Here is a 14,783-nt window from a genome sequence, read left to right on the forward strand (position 1 = left end):
CATGTCATTGCGCCAATATTCCATAGGACACAACGTCCGCCGTTTCGTCCGCCAGCTGCTCCGGAAGCGCCTCGCCGGCGAGCAGCTTTTTCACCGTCAGCTCGATCACCGCAACGATGCATTCCGCCGCCGTCTCTACAGGAAGACCGCTTCGCACAAGGCCTGCCTGCTGGTTGCTGCGAAGATTTTGCGCGATCATCGCATGAATGTCCCGTTTCATCGCTTCCCCGTCAGGCGATTCGAACAGGGCGATCCGCGTCAGCTGCGGATGCGCATGGAAGAAGCGAAGCACGCTCCGAAGGTTCTCCTTCACCTGCATAGGCGCCTCCGCCTTCTGCAAAGGCGTCACCAGCCGTCCGGCGTTCGCCAGCTCGTTCAAGCGCTCCTTATATTCGGCCGCCAGCTCCGATAAAATCGCTTCTTTGCTCGGAAAATACAAATAAAACGCCGCTTGCGTCAGCCCTGCCGCCTTTACGATGTCGCTGACCTTCGTCGGCCGGTATCCCTTCTCGGCAAACTGCCGCATGGCCGCTTCAAGCAGGCGGGCACGGCTGGATTCGCCTTTTTTCTTACGGTTTCGCTCCATGACGATTTCCTCCAAAAGTAAAAAACTAACTCAAAAGTTATATAACTAATGAGTTAGTTTTACGCCCGGATGGTTCGTTTGTCAATCGGTTTTAGGCTTGTACAGAAAAATAATCTTTCCGGCATTCATTACGGCTTTGCGCGGATGACATACTTGGGGCCTTCGCGCGGCGCGGCGTTCTCGTTCGGTTTCGGAGAAACGGCCTTCCCGTTCGGTTTCGGAGAAACGGCCGCCTCGCACGTTTCCCGGAATCCGTGATAATTTGCTCCTATATTCAGCCTGCCTGTAAGCTCTTTAATGCCCAGGGCGCCGAAATTGTTGTTATACTCGACCTTTTCCACGACGATTTGATCGATTTGGATGTTTTCAATAATGACGGGATAATGCTCTTTAGGGCTTTGGGGGACTTCCTCTTCCTGTTCTTTCTTCTTCAGCAGCGACAGTTCTTTTTCCAGCTCCGCGATTTTTCGGTCGACAGCCTGGAACCGCCGCTCGAGCGGCGTGCCGTGCCGCTTCGCGAACCAGCTTGCAATATGGCTGAAAGGCACCGAGCCACCCCCGATTTCCGTAGTTTATTGGCATGCATAGACAACTCGTCCAAGAAAAAAAAGCGTTCTAATCGATCTTGATCGTATGCCTCGGACGTTGAACGCGCGAGATTCGCACCTCGAGCAGCCCGTTGTTGAACCTCGCGGAAATTTTTCCTCCGGAACCGGCCTTCTCCGGAAGCTTCACCGTGCGTTCGAACGGTCCGCTGAATCTTTCGGAGGTATGCCGCTGCGCCCCCGGATACGGCTGTCTGGCGTTTCCTCTGATATGCAAGTTGTCGTCGTTGATGGACAGCTGGACATCTTCTTTATTAATGCCGGGAATGTCGATCAAGACGATCAATTCGTTCTCGCTCTTCAATACGTCGACGCGGGGGAAATCCGAATCGTCTGTCCGATTCGAATTCATCATGTCGCCGAGAAACTGCTTCGCATATTCCTGATCAAAGACGGAGGTCCAGAAATCTTTGCCGTGAAATTTTTGCGCGAGTTCAAGCCATTCCTTCAAGCGGTCCATGCGGCGCGAGCCCCCCCTCCTGCAATACCGGTATTGAGAATATGTACAGCCCGTAATTCGTATATTTTTTAATAATAGACTTTAAGGGACGGTTTGATCGGTTCGCCTTCTACTGTAATAAATATTTTTATCCTGAGGATTCATTCCTTCGAAATTTTATAAAGAATAGAGTGGTGAAACCCATGAACAGCCGTCAAGATTGCAAAAGGATTCGTTCCTCAAGAGTGTACGCGGGGAAACAAGGGTTCGATTACGGAGAGGCGATTTCAAGAGAGAGCGTCGGCGCCGACGGGATTTGCATGCTCATTCTGACCTTGCCCCCCGGCATTCGTGCCAAGGCGCATCTGCATGAGGAGCATGAAACGGCGATTTATATGCTGGAAGGGAAGTCCGCGATGTGGTACGGGGAAAACCTGGAGCATCATATGGAGGCGGAAGCCGGCGATTTTCTTTACATCCCGGCCGGCATGCCGCATCTCCCGTACAATCCGAGCGAAACGGAAAGCTGCACCGCCATTATCGCGCGCACCGACCCGAACGAGCAGGAAAGCGTCGTTCTGCTGCCGGAGCTGGAGAAGCGTCTATTTCGTACCGATGATCCATGAGAGAATGCCCGCCGCAATGAGCGGGCCGACGGGCACGCCCCGGAAGGCGGCCACACCGATGATCGTGCCGAGCAGCAGCCCGGTAACGACAAGAGGCTGGGAGGACATGAGCGAAACTCCCCGTCCGCCGAGGTAGGCGACCAGCATGCCGGCGCCGATTGCAAGGAGCGACTGCCAGTGAGCGAACGTCCGCACGATGTCCTGCACGCCGATTTTTCCGCCGGCGATCGGAGCCATGACGCCCGCCGTCAGTATGATGACGCCGACGGTGATCCCGTACTTCTCCAGCGGGGGGAACGCGCGATGAAAGCCCGATACGCGCAGCAGCGCCAGCACGAGCATCGCCGCGGTCACCGTCACGTTCCTGCCGACGACTCCTATTGCGGCGATAGCGAGCAGAATCAGAAGCGGAATGTCGAACAAGCGAATACCCCTTTTCGGAATAGGCTATGGTGCCGTTTGCGGCTAGCTTTTCCAAAAAGGGGTTCTTTCATGATTGCAGCTTCCTGATCGGTTCCCCCAGCAAGAAAACCTCGATATTTTCCAACGCCTCGCGGAAATAGACGCCGTAATTGCCTTCCGTCACATATCCGAGGTGCGGCAGCGCCAGCACGTTCGGCAGCGTGCGCAGCGGGTCGTTATGCGGCAGCGGCTCCCGCTCGTACACGTCGAGTCCCGCTCCGGCGATGCGTCCGTTACGGAGCGCTTGCAGCAGCGCCGCCTGATCGACGATTCCGGCGCGCGAAGTGTTGATGAGATATGCCGTGGGCTTCATCAGCTCCAGCTCCCTGGCGCCGATCAGATGCCTGGTCCGCTCGCTTAGCACGAGATGAATCGATACGATATCGCTGCTCTGAAGCAGCTCTTCCTTCGACGATGCCAATACGGCTCCGGCGGCGTCCGCCCGCTCCCGCGTCAAGTTTTGACTCCACGCGGCCACCTCCATCCCGAACGCTTGGCCGATCCGCGCCACTTTGCCGCCGATTTTTCCGAGACCGAGCAGGCCGAGCCGCTTCCCGTACAAGTCCGTTCCGATCGTGCTTTGCCACGGGCCGTTCGTGCGCATCGCCTCATTCTCCGCGGCCACTTTGCGCGCCAAGCCGAGAATCAGAGCCCACGTCAACTCGACGGGCGGTTCGGTGCGGCTGCCCGTGCCGCACACGGTGATGCCGAGCTCCGCCGCCGCTTTCAGATCGATCGACGCGTTCCGCATCCCCGTCGTTACGAGCAGCTTCAGCTTCGGCAGCCGCGACAGCAAGGACGCGCGAAACGGGGTTCTTTCCCGCATAATGACGACGATCTCGCAATCTTTTATGTTCCGGACAACGTCGTCCTCATCGGCAAGTTGCTCGCGATAAGCTTTCACCTCCACCCGATCCTCCAGCTTGGACCAGTCTGCCATCGTTAATGCGGCATTTTGATAATCGTCCAGGATGGCGCACTTCAGCTTTTGCTTCATAGATTCGGATCTCTCCTTTGGTTAGTTTGGGGTAAAAGCGAGCAGCACGACTCCTGCGGCGATCAGTATCGATGAGGCGATTCGTTTCCCCCCTTGCGGCTCGTTAAGGATGTATATGCCCATTAGCGTACCGAAGACGGTGCCGATTTCCCGAATCGGCGTTAACATGGCGGCCTGCCCCAACGTTAGGGCGAACAGAAACAGCAAATATCCGCCGGGTGCGGCCACGCCTCCCAGCAGCACCGTTCTCCAGTTCGCCTTCCACTCGCTCCGAAGAGCGCCCGACGCCGCTGCCGGGTACGACAACGCCAATAAATTGGCAATATTCGTAGCTTCGTTCAGAACGGTAGCCGGCATATATTGTAACGATAATTTATCGACGAGAATATAGAACGCTATGCAGATGCCGACGGCAAGCGCCGCAGCTACGGCCCGTTTTGACGCGGCGGCATTGCTTCCGTGCCTGCTTAAGGCCGCGATTCCGGATACGATGAGCAGTACTCCGGCCCACCCTGCGGCGGCGAGACGCTCATTCAGAAACAGCACGGCGATGATCGGAACGAGGAGCGGACCCATGCCCCGCATAACGGGATAAACTTGGGACAAGTCTCCCAGCGTATACGCTTTGGCAAGCAGCACCATGTATGTCCCGTGCAGAAGCATCGAGGCGGCGAGCAGTAAGTAAGCGGGCGGAACCGATTGCGCTTTGCCGAGGTCGGAGATGGCCCAAGGCAGAAACACGACGATCGCGACCAGCTGGCAACACCACAAAAACGCGCTCTTATTTACGCTTTTCTTCGTAAATAAATTCCAAACCGCGTGCAGAAAGCCGGAGGAGAGAACGAGCAGAACGGCCGCCGTCATGTGTCGATCCAGTATCTGCGTACGACGTTGCCGTTCTCCTCGATGTAATCCGTATCCCTGACTCCGCCGTTTCGTTCGATCGTTTTGGCGGATGCCGCATTCGTGTCGTCGCAAGTTACCAACGCTTTGCGAATATCCAGCTCCTTGGCTATGCCGAGCGACAAGGCCAGCAGCTTTTTGGCGTAGCCCTTCTGTCTTTCGGAAGGACGGATGCCGTAGCCGATATGCCCGCCCCGGTCGAACAAATAGCCGGTCAGCCCATGTCTGATGTTGACGGCTCCCAATACTTTGCTGCCGTCTTGGTTCACAAGCCAGTAAGTAGAATCGGGCACCCATCCTTCCCGTAGGTTGATCCCGTTCGCATTGTCGCTAAGAAACCGCAGCATCGCCGGGAAATCGGACGGGTCTTTGCCGATAACCCACGGCACCATTCGCTCGCCGCTGTCCTTCCACTCCCGGTAGAAGGCTATGTACGGCTCTCTCCATTCGATCGCCGGTTTTACAAGCAGTACGCCGCTTTCCTCCATCGTCTCTCTCCCCTTTAAGGTCTCTGGATACTGTGCTGTGCTGTGCTGATTATGGATCATTGTATACCAATTGGCGTGCGGCGGTAAGATGCTTTGAAGTATGCGGCGGTTATGGTAGCAGCGTTTGTAACTTGGTTAGGCACGGATACGTTTCCAGCATTAAAAGACCCGCTTCCTCAAATATATTGGCGCTGACTCCGGCTAGGCCGGCTGCCCATGTGGCGTTAGCACCAACTTTTGGTGCTAACGCCGGAGCGTCCACGTCATTCGGTTTGCGATGCCGGAATTAACGGAACAACTTGACCGCTAAAAACCGCCTCACCCCTAAAAGCTGCGAATTAACGGACCAACTTGACCGCTAAAAACCGCCTCACCCCTCCAAGCTGCGAAGTAACGGAACAAGTTGTCCGCTAATCGCCCGAAAACCGCCAATTACCGGCGATTCATGCGAATTAGCGGACATTCGGTTCCGCTAATGAGCTCTTTTACCCGGTTTCGACAAAATTAGCGGTCATCCGGTTCCGTTAGCGCCACAGCGATTCGCGTCAGTGGTGTCCGCATGGGTATGAAAGTTTTTTGGTGCTAACTCGGTCGTGCGGTGGGATAGTAGCAATGTTTGTAACATTTTTGGGTGCTAACTCGGTCATGCGGCGGGATGGGAGCCTGTAATGAGGTAAAATCGGCATCAAAGGGATCGACCTCGCAATCCGAAAAGCAAATATCGTCAAAAAAATAAAAAATTGGTACAGTGTACTTAGAATATGCATCGTGGAAAATGGGTTACTCAATCGGTTTCGGTATATAAGCAGTCAATGCAAAGGAGGCATATACGTGCAGAAGGATAATGCAGGCGGCGGATTGCGAGGGTTGCGTGCGTCTCCCTCGGAGGAGCTGTTCCGGGCAGTAGCCGATGCATACGGGATTGACAGGTTGGAATCCGGCATCGACCTCGGAGGATCGTCGAGCCTTAACCTGCTCGTTACCGATGAGCGCGGCCGCTATGTCGTTCGTGTATACCGCCCGTACGTTACCGAAGCAAGGCTCTCCGATATTCAGCTCGCCCGCCAAATGCTGAATGCCGGCGGAGTCCCATCGGCGGAAGCGCTGCCGACATCGGACGGACGGCAATGGCTAACGTTCGACGGCCGGCTTGTGGAGGTTGAACGGTATGTAGAGCACGACGGCTTCATGGATTCCTGGGACCGCTTGATGACCGGACTACCGTTGCTCGGTCGGATTCATACCGTGCTTAAAGGTGCGCCTTTCAGCAATGACGGCAGGTACCCGCTCTTTGCGAATCACATCGAGCCGCAGAAAGCGCTGAGCAAGTCGTTGGAAGGCATTCAACGCCTGCGTGGGTGGAATGCGTCGCCATACTATCGTCAGCTTGCGGAAGCGGCAGAGGAGCTCGCCCGACGGGTCACCGCCGCGGAGTGGGAGCCGGTTTCTTCGCTTCCACGGCAGATGACGCACGGCGACTTTTGGCACAACAACGTATTTTTTCGCGACGGCCGTGTAGTGCTCGTCAACGATTTCGATTATATGGGCGAGCGCGCACGCATCGACGACCTCGCCTTGACCCTCTATTATTTCGATTGCTCGATCGAACCCGTAACTGAGGAACGATTGAGTAAATTACGGAGTCTTACCGATGCATACGATTCGGGTTTGGGGGAGAGGCTGTCGTCGGCGGAACGTCGGGCTTTGCCGCTTGCGATCGCACGGCAGCCGTTATGGTCGATCGGCGGGTGGATTGCCTCGCTGGACGATGAGGAAGCCGCGCAGCGTCACGCGTCGAACATGCTGGATGAAGTGGAGTGGGCCCTTCGGATCGTAAGTGAATTAGACAGATGGCAGGAAGCATTCGCCTAAACTCGGCGCACGGCAAAAAAATAGAGGTTCAAACTAACTCCGTCTGAACCTCTGTCTATGCCCTCCTCAAGAAAGCTCGAACCGCGCCGCTTTCTCCTTAATATGATCCGCCGTCCGCAGCGCAAGCGCCATCACCGTCTCCGTAGGGTTGCCCGCCCCTGAAGTGACGAACACGCTTGCGTCGCATACGAACAAGTTCGGAATGTCGTGCGTCTGACCGTACGAGTTGACCACGGACGACTGCGGATCCTTCCCCATCCGGCAGCCTCCCATCAGATGAGCGGTGTCGGAGACGACAAAGTCGACCCTGCCGCCCTCCGCCTCCATAATCGAGCTCATCGTCTTCACCGCGTGGTCGATCAGCTTCAAATCGTTGTCGCCGTAGCTGAACGTCACCTTCGCCCGCGGCAGCCCGAGCTCGTCCTTCTCGTGCGACAGCGTCACCGTGTTTTTCTCGCTCGGAAGCACCTCTCCGACCATCGTAATGCGCCCGTAGTGATTGTAATCGAGCGCGGTGCGGCGCAGCTCCTCGCCCCACAGCATGCCGCCTTCGTGCTGGGAGATCGCGCTTGCGAAAGCGACCGGCCGCGCCCCGTGCGCATGCAGCGTATACCCGCGCACAAAATCGTTGGCCGGATCGGTGCGGTAAAACTCCTGCGTAGTCGCAAGCACCGGCGTCCCCTTGTACAACCGGATCTCATCCTCGAACCAAGCGTACACGTCGTAGCTGCTGTGCGTCATGACCGCTTTGCCGACCCAGCCGCTGCTGTTCGCCAGTCCGTCCGGGAATGCCGAGGTCGCCGAGTTCAGCAGCAGCCGCGGCGTTTCGACGACGTAGGCCGAAACGACGACAAGCTTCGCCCGCTGCTGATATTCGATTCCCTTATGGACGAACGTGACGCCCTTCGCCTTCCCGTCCTTGCCCATATCGATCGAAGTGACCATGCATTCCGGAAGCAGCTCCGCCCCCGCGCGCAGCGCCTTCGGGATGTGCACGATCAGCGAGCTGTATTTCGAGTTGGGCATGCACCCCTGATTGCAAAAGCCTCGGTTAATGCAAGGCGGCCTGCCCTCGAATGGCGCCGACAAAATCGCCAGCGGCGCGACGACCGAGCGGATGCCGAGCTTTTCGCAGCCGTTGCGGAACAAGTATGCGTTCGGACTTAACGGCTCCCGCTCCGGATACGGATAAGGGCCTTGAAACTCGCCCCAAGGGAAATGCTTCGGGCCGGAAACGGCGATTTCCCGTTCGATCCGGTCATAATACGACTCCAAGTTCCAATAGTCGATCGGCCAATCGTCCGCAACGCCGTCGATCGTCTTCGCCTTGAAATCGGCGTTGTGAAACCGCAGCGACACGCCCGTCCAATGAAGGCTGGTGCCCCCGACTCCGCGGCCCGAGTTGTTATGACCCATCTTCAGCGGGTTTTGCCCGTCGACGATGCGCGTCTCCTGCCAACCCAGCCGCTGCATCGACAGCTCGTCGCTGGCGAAATCGTCCTGCGGATCATAGAACGGCCCCGCTTCGATCAGGACAACCTTCATCCCCGCCTCGGCCAGCTCCTTGGCGATGATTCCGCCCGCCACTCCGGCCCCGACGATGACGACGTCCGCTTCTTCACCCGCATATTTACGCTGCAGCATCACGCATCACCCGTCTCTTTCCGTTCAGGCTTGTCCCGATGCGCCTCCCACGGATCCAGCTGTCCCAACTGGGTGCGTACGTAACCGCGCGGATAAGCCGGGCCGCCGTAGCCGATTTCCGACCATACGACCGGGTGGGAATAATAAGCTTCGACCGCAAGCTTCAGCAGCTTCTTGAAGAACGGCTTTTGCGGAACGCTCGCCCACGCATGCTCCGGCTGTCCCCGCTCCTCGCTGATGCCCGCCAGCAAGTCCCGCTGCTGCTGCGCTTCCGCATCGACGAAGGGGCGTCCGAACAGCTCCTGCGAAGCCTGCTCCAGCGCGGACAGCCCGCTTCGTACAAGCTCCTCCCCTTTCGGGACGTTCGTCTTCCGTTCGCTCTCGCCGATTGTGTTGCTCAGCGTCTGGTCCGCATGATACACGATGTACCGGATGATGTCCCCTCGCTCGTCACCTGTCAAACGCATGCATACGGAGAACATTTTCTCAGCCTCTTTCTCCGTAAAAAACTGTAACGACCCCCCCGGCTCCAGACGGCTGTTCACAATCCCGCGGGTGTGGTCGTCCCAATGCTCCTGCTCATCCATTACGTTATAGCTGCTGTAATGCGTCTTCGTCGGCAATATTTTGCTCATATGCTCCCGCCCCCCATCACCATAGCACGGCCAATATGCCGAGCACGCCGAGAGCGGTAAACAGCAGCGGCATAACAATAGGCGGCCCGATCAAAAAGTTTCGCAGCTCATACCCTCCGACCCGAACCCCCACGCCCCGCCAGTGGAAATAAAAGCCTCCCAATCCGATGAGCGCTCCGATTCCCATTAGAATCATAAAAAGATTAACGGTCCACCCCGTGTTATAGAACGCTAGCAAAATGCCACCGGCAAACAACAAAGGCGAAGAAATCACGGGCGACCACATCGCCTTATGGTGGAAATTTTGCCTGTAATGCAGCAGCGCCACTTGGATTCCCACCAGCAAAAACGCCAATCCCACGAACAAAATGACCACGCGATCAAGCGGCCATCCCGGCCAATTCATGTGCACGCCTCCCAAACCCTTTTTCGGATATGATTTCCACCATGTCCTTTTTTATGTAACGTTCGCCTCATTCTATTAAAAGGAGCCCCGCGCAATATTTTTTGAAAAGGCTGCCGTGATAAAAAAGCCGCCTAACGGCGCCGCGTGCTGCGCAATCCGGCAAACAGAGGACTTTGTGGTTTGGAGCGGCAATCTCGGTATCGGACCTATCAAATTCGGATGGCCGGTGGCTGCTCTAACGTAACGGACAGGGATGCAGTTATTTGGCGTCTTGAACGGAGTTTGCAGTTGTAACGGACACCATTGCAGTTATTGCCACGAAAAAGCAGGGATCAGCGTCAAAAATCGGGGTTTAGCGTCTGTGGTGTCCGTTAGAAGAATGGCGGTAGGCAAATCGGCGATATAGCGTCTGTGGTGTCCGTTAGCACTGTAAACAAAAAACCTGACGCGAGGCTTTCTCCACGGCAGGTTTATTCCGTTAATCGATTTTGATCCCGTAAGACCGGGCAAATGCGGCAACCTGCAGCATATCGAGCCGGGCTCCCTTCAGATCGATCGTCTTAAAGTCGATGCCGTCCATAACCGCGCCTCTGAAGTCCGCGCCGCTCACTTTCGCTTTCGCCAAATGAGCCTTCGTCAAATCCGCGTTCCGCAAATCCGCCTTCTCCAAATTGCACTCGTACAAATCCGCCTCAAGAAAGCGGACGCCGCGCAAGTCTTGTTTGGCTAAGTTGACGTGCCGCAAATTCGTATACGACCAATCGCCGCCGGCGATCGAAACTCCGTCCAGTCTCGCCTCTTTAAAATCGGAGCCGGTCATTTTGCACTGCTCGAACTTCGCCACGAACAAATTCGCTCCCGCGAATCGGCAGTTCGTAAAAGCGGTATGGGTATATACGGAGCCGTTCATGCTCGAATTCGTAAAATCGCAGTCGACGAACTGACAGCCCGAAACCGCCGCCTCTTTCATATCCGTCCCGCGAAACCTGCATTTCGTAAACCTGCAATTGCGCAGCTCCCCCATACTAAGGTCGGCGCCGCTGAAATCTTTTCCCTCGAACGTTTCGTCGATGTGCTGATACATTGTTGTCGCGGTGCCTCCTCTTTGCGGCTGATGTCACGTGCCGTTCATGCTCCGCCGCAGCTCCTCCGCCTCGTCCTTCGTAATGTCGGCGTTGGAATATCTCGCTTTATTATAAAGCTCGATCAGCCGCCGGTCATCGCCTTGGATGCGGACGCCCGCGCGCTCGGCCCAGCTTGCGGCGTCGCGGACCGTTTCGGCCGGAGTCAGATGACGCTTCGCTTCATATCCGCGGCCCGCCAGCGGGCGCAGCCATCGCCGGTATAGGAACCGTACGCGCTCGCGGCCGTTCATCGTCTCCCACCGTTCGGGCCGCAGCGCGGAAGCGATCCTCTCCAGCATGCGCAAGCCGCCCGACAAGCTTCGCTTCGCCGACTCCCACGTCAGCACGTCCGACTCCTCGTCGGTATATTCTTCGCCTTGTTCCGCCGGAGCGGACCTTCGAAGCCACGCAAGAAGAGCGCGCATCCACCGGCGCACTATGCCTCCGCCGTTCTTGTAAAGCCAATACAGCAGGACGGCGGCCAAACCGGCCAGCAGCGCATACCCGATAATGTAAAAGACCATATCCAATATTTTCATCAACAGGCTGGGGCCCGCATCCGTCTGAGGAAGCTGCGGCATCGGCGCAGGCTTCTCCTCCGGAGGAGGCGGCGGGAGCTCCGGCTGTTTATCCCGCAGCAACAGCCCCAGCAGCGCTTTGATGACGCCCAGCACGAAGCGTCCGATCGTATCGCCGAGCCCGGCGGTAAGTGCCGCGGAAAGAAGCAGCAGGCCAAGGACGACGGTGCGGTTATGCGTGCGCAGCTGCGCGGGAACGGCTTGCCTGCGGCCCGTAGCCAGCGTCGCCTGACGCAGCACCGCGCCGTTGGACGCAAACACGGTAATGGCCGCGCTCAAGCAGCCGGCGGCGGTAAGCAGCGGCACATCGGGCCTGAGCTGAGGCATTAAGCCGAAAACAATCGACGCGACAAAATAAAAGCCGAGACCGAACCAATACAGCTTCGACTCCCACATCCGGTGGTACACTGTGAAGCTAAGCGTTGCCGCTGTAAAGCCGGCGACGAACATGGGAATGCAGTAAAGCCATTCCGCTCCGTACGCGGTCAGCAGCGCGAACAGAGCGGCGACCGGCGCGGCGGTTACAATCCGCTTCCAGACCGCTTCGATCGGGAGCCATGCGGTTAACAGCACTCCTGCAAGCGACACCGCCGGCAGCCCGAGCATCCAAAGACGCGCGGCCTGAGGAGGCGCCGAATAGGCGTCGACAAGCAGCCAGGCGGGCAGAAGCATGAGCAGCTCGACCGCGCTTGCGAGCCATAGAGCGCCCGCATGCTTCCACACTGAACTTCGATGCTCGCTCATTGGCCGCCCTCCCCGATTTCCGGTATCATCATCCACTCTACCCCGTTGCCGGCTTGCCGAAGCTCCTCCGCCCGGCGCAGCAGCTTCTCTCCCCGATGGCAAGTGATGATCAAATAGTCGGTATCCTGCGCTCCGCTGCGGACTTCCTGTTCCAGCAGCCAGTCCAGCGCGGCGGCCGTTTCCAGCTCCAGCTTCGCCATCGCCGCAAGCAAATCGGTCAATTGGCCGGAGCCGCCGAACGGATCGATTCGTACCGCCTCCTTCGTCCCCGTCTTTATCCGGCCGTTGCAAAGAAGCCCGGTTTCAATCCCGTTCCCGATCGCATACGCCGCCACCGAAGCGGCATAGCGAATGCCGAGCTCGATGCGCGGCGGATCGATGACCGCCTTCCACATCGTTTCGCTCGTTTCAAAATTTAGACAGATCATCAGCCGGTGGTCCGCAGTGTAGTCCTTCTTATGCACCTGCAGCGCACCCGTGCGCGCCGTCGCCTTCCAGTTGACCGATTGCAGCGGGTCGCCGGGACGATATTCGCGAACGCCCGACGAAAGAAACGGGTCCTCCACGATCCACCTGCGAACCGCAAGCTCGCCCAGCCAGCTGTGATTCGGCAGCGGCAGCTCCTCAAGCGCGACGGCGGACGGGTAGACCAGAAGCTCGAGCGACAGCGGAAACCGCCTCGAAACGCTGTTAAGGCCGACAGGGTCACCCGCGGTCATCGTAGCGGTATCCAGGCGGTAATACCCTCGGTGGGCGCACCTGACTTTATGTCTGCGGATAATTTGGCGATAAGACCTTAAACTGAACAGGCTGATATGATTTTGGTAAAGCTCGCCGCTGCGCACATCCAAATTCGCTTGTTTGCCGAACAGCAGCCCGCGCGGGATGAGCGACTCAAGCCGAACCCACGGAAGCGGCAGCAGCTTTCGGTTCACAATTCGTTCGACCATCTCGATCTCTTCTCCCTCGAAGGCGGACGCTTTGGAGAAGTGCCGCGAATACGCCACCTTCTTCAGCGCATTGCGGCGGTAAATCCAAGCGATGAAGGTGAGAACGAGCACCAAATATACGAGCAGCCAAGGAAGCTCGATCCGCATAAACGACTACCTTCGCGCCGCCGCGCCGGCTGCGGCTTCCGCCGGAACCTCCAGCTCGTTCAGCAGCTTTCGCACGACTTCCTCCGACCGGCGCTCCCTTCCGCGAATCGCTCCCTGAAGCAGTATGCGGTGGGCCAGCACCGGAACCGCGACGGCTTTAATATCGTCCGGCGTCACGAAATCCCGGCCCTTCACGAGCGCATAAGCCTGCGACGCCTTCATTAACGCCTGGGAGCCGCGGGGGCTTACGCCGAGCGCCACTTCGGGATGCGTCCGCGTCGCTTCGGCGATTCGCACGATGTATCCGAGCAGCTCGTCGCTTATGTATACGTTCGCCGCGAACGCCGACGCCTCCACCGCCTCCGCCGCAGTGGCCGACGGCTCAAGCGACTCCAGCGGATTTGCGGCGCGAAACCGTTTCAAGATGCCGACCGATTCCTCGCTGTCGGGGTAGCCCATCGAAATTCGCATCAAAAACCGGTCGAGCTGCGCCTCCGGCAGCGGAAAGGTGCCCTGATTGTCGATCGGGTTTTGAGTGGCGATCACCAAGAACGGAGCCTCCAGCCGATGCGTCACGCCGTCGATCGTAACCTGCCTCTCCTCCATACATTCAAGCAGAGAGGATTGCGTGCGGGGCGTCGCGCGATTGATTTCATCCGCGAGCAAAATATTCGCAAACACGGGACCGGGCCGAAACTCGAAATTTCCGCTTTTTTGATTGAAATAGTTAATCCCGCTCAAATCCGAGGGAAGAAGGTCCGGGGTAAATTGTATGCGCTTAAAAGTGCAGTCCAGCGAACGGGCCGTCGCTTTGGCAAGCAGCGTCTTTCCCGTTCCCGGCACGTCCTCCAGCAGCACATGACCGCCGGAGAGCAGCGAGGAAAGCAGCAGATCCACCACATTGTCCTTGCCTACGACGACCTTGCCGATCGAATCTCTGATGCCGCCGATCCAACGCACGATTTGGTTCAGTTCCATGAAGCACCGCCTTTGTTAATGGTAGGGAAATTACGACTGACCCCATTTTACCAAATCGCGACGGGCTGTACAGACAAATAAATTCCGGTAACCGTCAAAACAATCATGCCTGTTGCCGCGCCGTACGCCTTAACCTGCTCAAACTTTTGAACGCCTTATGTCTAATTTTTGAATATTTTTTGAACAATCCGCTCGTTTCGTGGTATACTGGATGTACGAAAGCACTTACAGGGATGTGTATAAATATGACGACGAACGTATTTCGGGCACGCGAACAAACCGATAAGAAAGCAAGCGTCAAGCGCCTCGTCAAGCTGATGACCGGAGCGGCTTGGGCCGCATTGATCATCGGACTCGTTCTTAGCTTATGGAATATTAATCATTTCAGCGATCAGAACGCCTCGCTGATGGTCGGAGTCGGATTTATGGTCGCCAGCGTTCACATTTATGTCATCCGGACTGCGATTCACCTCGTACACGCCCGGTCCGAACGATCCGAAACGCCCGACGGCGGCGTCAACCGATAGCTTACTAACGCGGTGCAACCCTCCAAGAGACCTCTCTTGGGGGGTTGTTGTCTTTTATGTGACTTTTCTTTT

The 14,783-nt window shown here is 57.2% G+C and carries 17 protein-coding genes; 3 read left to right on the forward strand and 14 right to left on the reverse strand.

What is annotated here, in order from left to right:
- Window positions 1-4 precede the first annotated feature (4 nt).
- From PT964_RS18700 to PT964_RS18710, 3 genes are all read right to left on the reverse strand, one after another.
- Window positions 5-586, reverse strand: coding sequence for a TetR/AcrR family transcriptional regulator (locus tag PT964_RS18700; protein WP_274364868.1), 582 nt, complete (start codon window positions 584-586; stop codon window positions 5-7).
- A 128-nt stretch (window positions 587-714) separates the two neighbouring features.
- Window positions 715-1,134 (reverse strand): hypothetical protein, encoded by a 420-nt coding sequence (locus PT964_RS18705; protein WP_274364869.1) that lies wholly within the window; start codon window positions 1,132-1,134, stop codon window positions 715-717.
- Window positions 1,135-1,201: 67 nt separating this feature from the next.
- Window positions 1,202-1,651 carry an Hsp20/alpha crystallin family protein gene (locus PT964_RS18710; protein ID WP_274364870.1) on the reverse strand — a complete coding sequence of 150 codons (450 nt, stop codon included), beginning with the start codon at window positions 1,649-1,651 and terminating at the stop codon, window positions 1,202-1,204.
- A gap of 182 nt (window positions 1,652-1,833) precedes the next feature.
- Between PT964_RS18710 and PT964_RS18715 the strand changes: the two genes are divergently transcribed.
- Window positions 1,834-2,256: a cupin domain-containing protein gene (locus tag PT964_RS18715; RefSeq protein WP_274364871.1), complete on the forward strand. Its 423-nt coding sequence runs from the start codon at window positions 1,834-1,836 to the stop codon at window positions 2,254-2,256.
- On the opposite strand, the gene PT964_RS18720 is transcribed toward PT964_RS18715, so the two are convergent.
- From PT964_RS18720 to PT964_RS18735, 4 genes are all read right to left on the reverse strand, one after another.
- Complete coding sequence (locus PT964_RS18720; RefSeq protein ID WP_425262767.1) at window positions 2,233-2,679, reverse strand: DUF441 domain-containing protein; 447 nt, start codon at window positions 2,677-2,679, stop codon at window positions 2,233-2,235. The two genes, PT964_RS18715 and PT964_RS18720, sit on opposite strands and share 24 nt — an antisense overlap.
- Window positions 2,680-2,746: 67 nt before the next feature.
- Window positions 2,747-3,715, reverse strand: coding sequence for a D-2-hydroxyacid dehydrogenase family protein (locus PT964_RS18725; RefSeq protein ID WP_274364872.1), 969 nt, complete (start codon window positions 3,713-3,715; stop codon window positions 2,747-2,749).
- 21 nt (window positions 3,716-3,736) lie between these two features.
- A complete protein-coding gene (locus PT964_RS18730; RefSeq protein WP_274364873.1) occupies window positions 3,737-4,579 on the reverse strand; it encodes a DMT family transporter in 843 nt (280 codons plus the stop codon).
- The gene (locus tag PT964_RS18735) at window positions 4,576-5,106 is read right to left on the reverse strand and encodes a GNAT family N-acetyltransferase (RefSeq protein ID WP_274364874.1); all 531 of its coding nucleotides are present in this window, start codon (window positions 5,104-5,106) and stop codon (window positions 4,576-4,578) included. The genes PT964_RS18730 and PT964_RS18735 overlap by 4 nt, the downstream gene beginning before the upstream one ends.
- Window positions 5,107-5,937: 831 nt before the next feature.
- On the opposite strand from PT964_RS18735, the gene PT964_RS18740 reads away from it, so the two are divergent.
- Window positions 5,938-6,978 carry a phosphotransferase enzyme family protein gene (locus PT964_RS18740; RefSeq protein WP_274364875.1) on the forward strand — a complete coding sequence of 347 codons (1,041 nt, stop codon included), beginning with the start codon at window positions 5,938-5,940 and terminating at the stop codon, window positions 6,976-6,978.
- Window positions 6,979-7,044: 66 nt separating this feature from the next.
- Here PT964_RS18740 and PT964_RS18745 read toward each other — a convergent pair whose 3' ends face one another.
- From PT964_RS18745 to PT964_RS18775, 7 genes are all read right to left on the reverse strand, one after another.
- Complete coding sequence (locus tag PT964_RS18745) at window positions 7,045-8,622, reverse strand: GMC family oxidoreductase (protein ID WP_274364876.1); 1,578 nt, start codon at window positions 8,620-8,622, stop codon at window positions 7,045-7,047.
- Window positions 8,622-9,257 (reverse strand): gluconate 2-dehydrogenase subunit 3 family protein, encoded by a 636-nt coding sequence (locus PT964_RS18750; RefSeq protein WP_274364877.1) that lies wholly within the window; start codon window positions 9,255-9,257, stop codon window positions 8,622-8,624. The genes PT964_RS18745 and PT964_RS18750 overlap by 1 nt, the downstream gene beginning before the upstream one ends.
- A gap of 16 nt (window positions 9,258-9,273) precedes the next feature.
- A complete protein-coding gene (locus PT964_RS18755) occupies window positions 9,274-9,663 on the reverse strand; it encodes a hypothetical protein (RefSeq protein ID WP_274364878.1) in 390 nt (129 codons plus the stop codon).
- Window positions 9,664-10,141: 478 nt separating this feature from the next.
- Entirely contained in the window at window positions 10,142-10,747 is a 606-nt protein-coding gene (locus PT964_RS18760; protein ID WP_274364879.1) for a pentapeptide repeat-containing protein, read from the reverse strand.
- 33 nt (window positions 10,748-10,780) lie between these two features.
- A complete protein-coding gene (locus PT964_RS18765; RefSeq protein ID WP_274364880.1) occupies window positions 10,781-12,109 on the reverse strand; it encodes a DUF4129 domain-containing protein in 1,329 nt (442 codons plus the stop codon).
- A complete protein-coding gene (locus PT964_RS18770; protein WP_337995050.1) occupies window positions 12,106-13,206 on the reverse strand; it encodes a DUF58 domain-containing protein in 1,101 nt (366 codons plus the stop codon). Before PT964_RS18770 ends, PT964_RS18765 begins: the two co-directional genes overlap by 4 nt.
- Before the next feature lie 6 nt (window positions 13,207-13,212).
- Window positions 13,213-14,184, reverse strand: coding sequence for an AAA family ATPase (locus PT964_RS18775; protein WP_274364881.1), 972 nt, complete (start codon window positions 14,182-14,184; stop codon window positions 13,213-13,215).
- Between the two features lie 245 nt (window positions 14,185-14,429).
- On the opposite strand from PT964_RS18775, the gene PT964_RS18780 reads away from it, so the two are divergent.
- Window positions 14,430-14,711 (forward strand): hypothetical protein, encoded by a 282-nt coding sequence (locus PT964_RS18780; RefSeq protein WP_274364882.1) that lies wholly within the window; start codon window positions 14,430-14,432, stop codon window positions 14,709-14,711.
- The last annotated feature ends 72 nt before the right edge of the window (window positions 14,712-14,783 follow it).

It is taken from the genome of Paenibacillus thermotolerans (genome assembly GCF_028745515.1).
Classification (GTDB): Bacteria; Bacillota; Bacilli; order Paenibacillales; family YIM-B00363; genus Paenibacillus_AE; species Paenibacillus_AE thermotolerans.

Excerpts from the sequence above, each read along its gene's own strand:
- PT964_RS18715 (WP_274364871.1), top strand. The coding sequence starts at position 1,834 with ATGAACAGCCGTCAAGATTGCAAAAGGATTCGTTCCTCAAGAGTGTAC.
- PT964_RS18735 (WP_274364874.1), bottom strand. The coding sequence starts at position 5,106 with ATGGAGGAAAGCGGCGTACTGCTTGTAAAACCGGCGATCGAATGGAGA.
- PT964_RS18755 (WP_274364878.1), bottom strand. The coding sequence starts at position 9,663 with ATGAATTGGCCGGGATGGCCGCTTGATCGCGTGGTCATTTTGTTCGTG.
- PT964_RS18710 (WP_274364870.1), bottom strand. The coding sequence starts at position 1,651 with ATGGACCGCTTGAAGGAATGGCTTGAACTCGCGCAAAAATTTCACGGC.
- PT964_RS18700 (WP_274364868.1), bottom strand. The coding sequence starts at position 586 with ATGGAGCGAAACCGTAAGAAAAAAGGCGAATCCAGCCGTGCCCGCCTG.
- PT964_RS18775 (WP_274364881.1), bottom strand. The coding sequence starts at position 14,184 with ATGGAACTGAACCAAATCGTGCGTTGGATCGGCGGCATCAGAGATTCG.
- PT964_RS18750 (WP_274364877.1), bottom strand. The coding sequence starts at position 9,257 with ATGAGCAAAATATTGCCGACGAAGACGCATTACAGCAGCTATAACGTA.
- PT964_RS18745 (WP_274364876.1), bottom strand. The coding sequence starts at position 8,622 with ATGCTGCAGCGTAAATATGCGGGTGAAGAAGCGGACGTCGTCATCGTC.
- PT964_RS18725 (WP_274364872.1), bottom strand. The coding sequence starts at position 3,715 with ATGAAGCAAAAGCTGAAGTGCGCCATCCTGGACGATTATCAAAATGCC.
- PT964_RS18730 (WP_274364873.1), bottom strand. The coding sequence starts at position 4,579 with ATGACGGCGGCCGTTCTGCTCGTTCTCTCCTCCGGCTTTCTGCACGCG.
- PT964_RS18780 (WP_274364882.1), top strand. The coding sequence starts at position 14,430 with ATGACGACGAACGTATTTCGGGCACGCGAACAAACCGATAAGAAAGCA.
- PT964_RS18765 (WP_274364880.1), bottom strand. The coding sequence starts at position 12,109 with ATGAGCGAGCATCGAAGTTCAGTGTGGAAGCATGCGGGCGCTCTATGG.
- PT964_RS18770 (WP_337995050.1), bottom strand. The coding sequence starts at position 13,206 with ATGCGGATCGAGCTTCCTTGGCTGCTCGTATATTTGGTGCTCGTTCTC.
- PT964_RS18760 (WP_274364879.1), bottom strand. The coding sequence starts at position 10,747 with ATGTATCAGCACATCGACGAAACGTTCGAGGGAAAAGATTTCAGCGGC.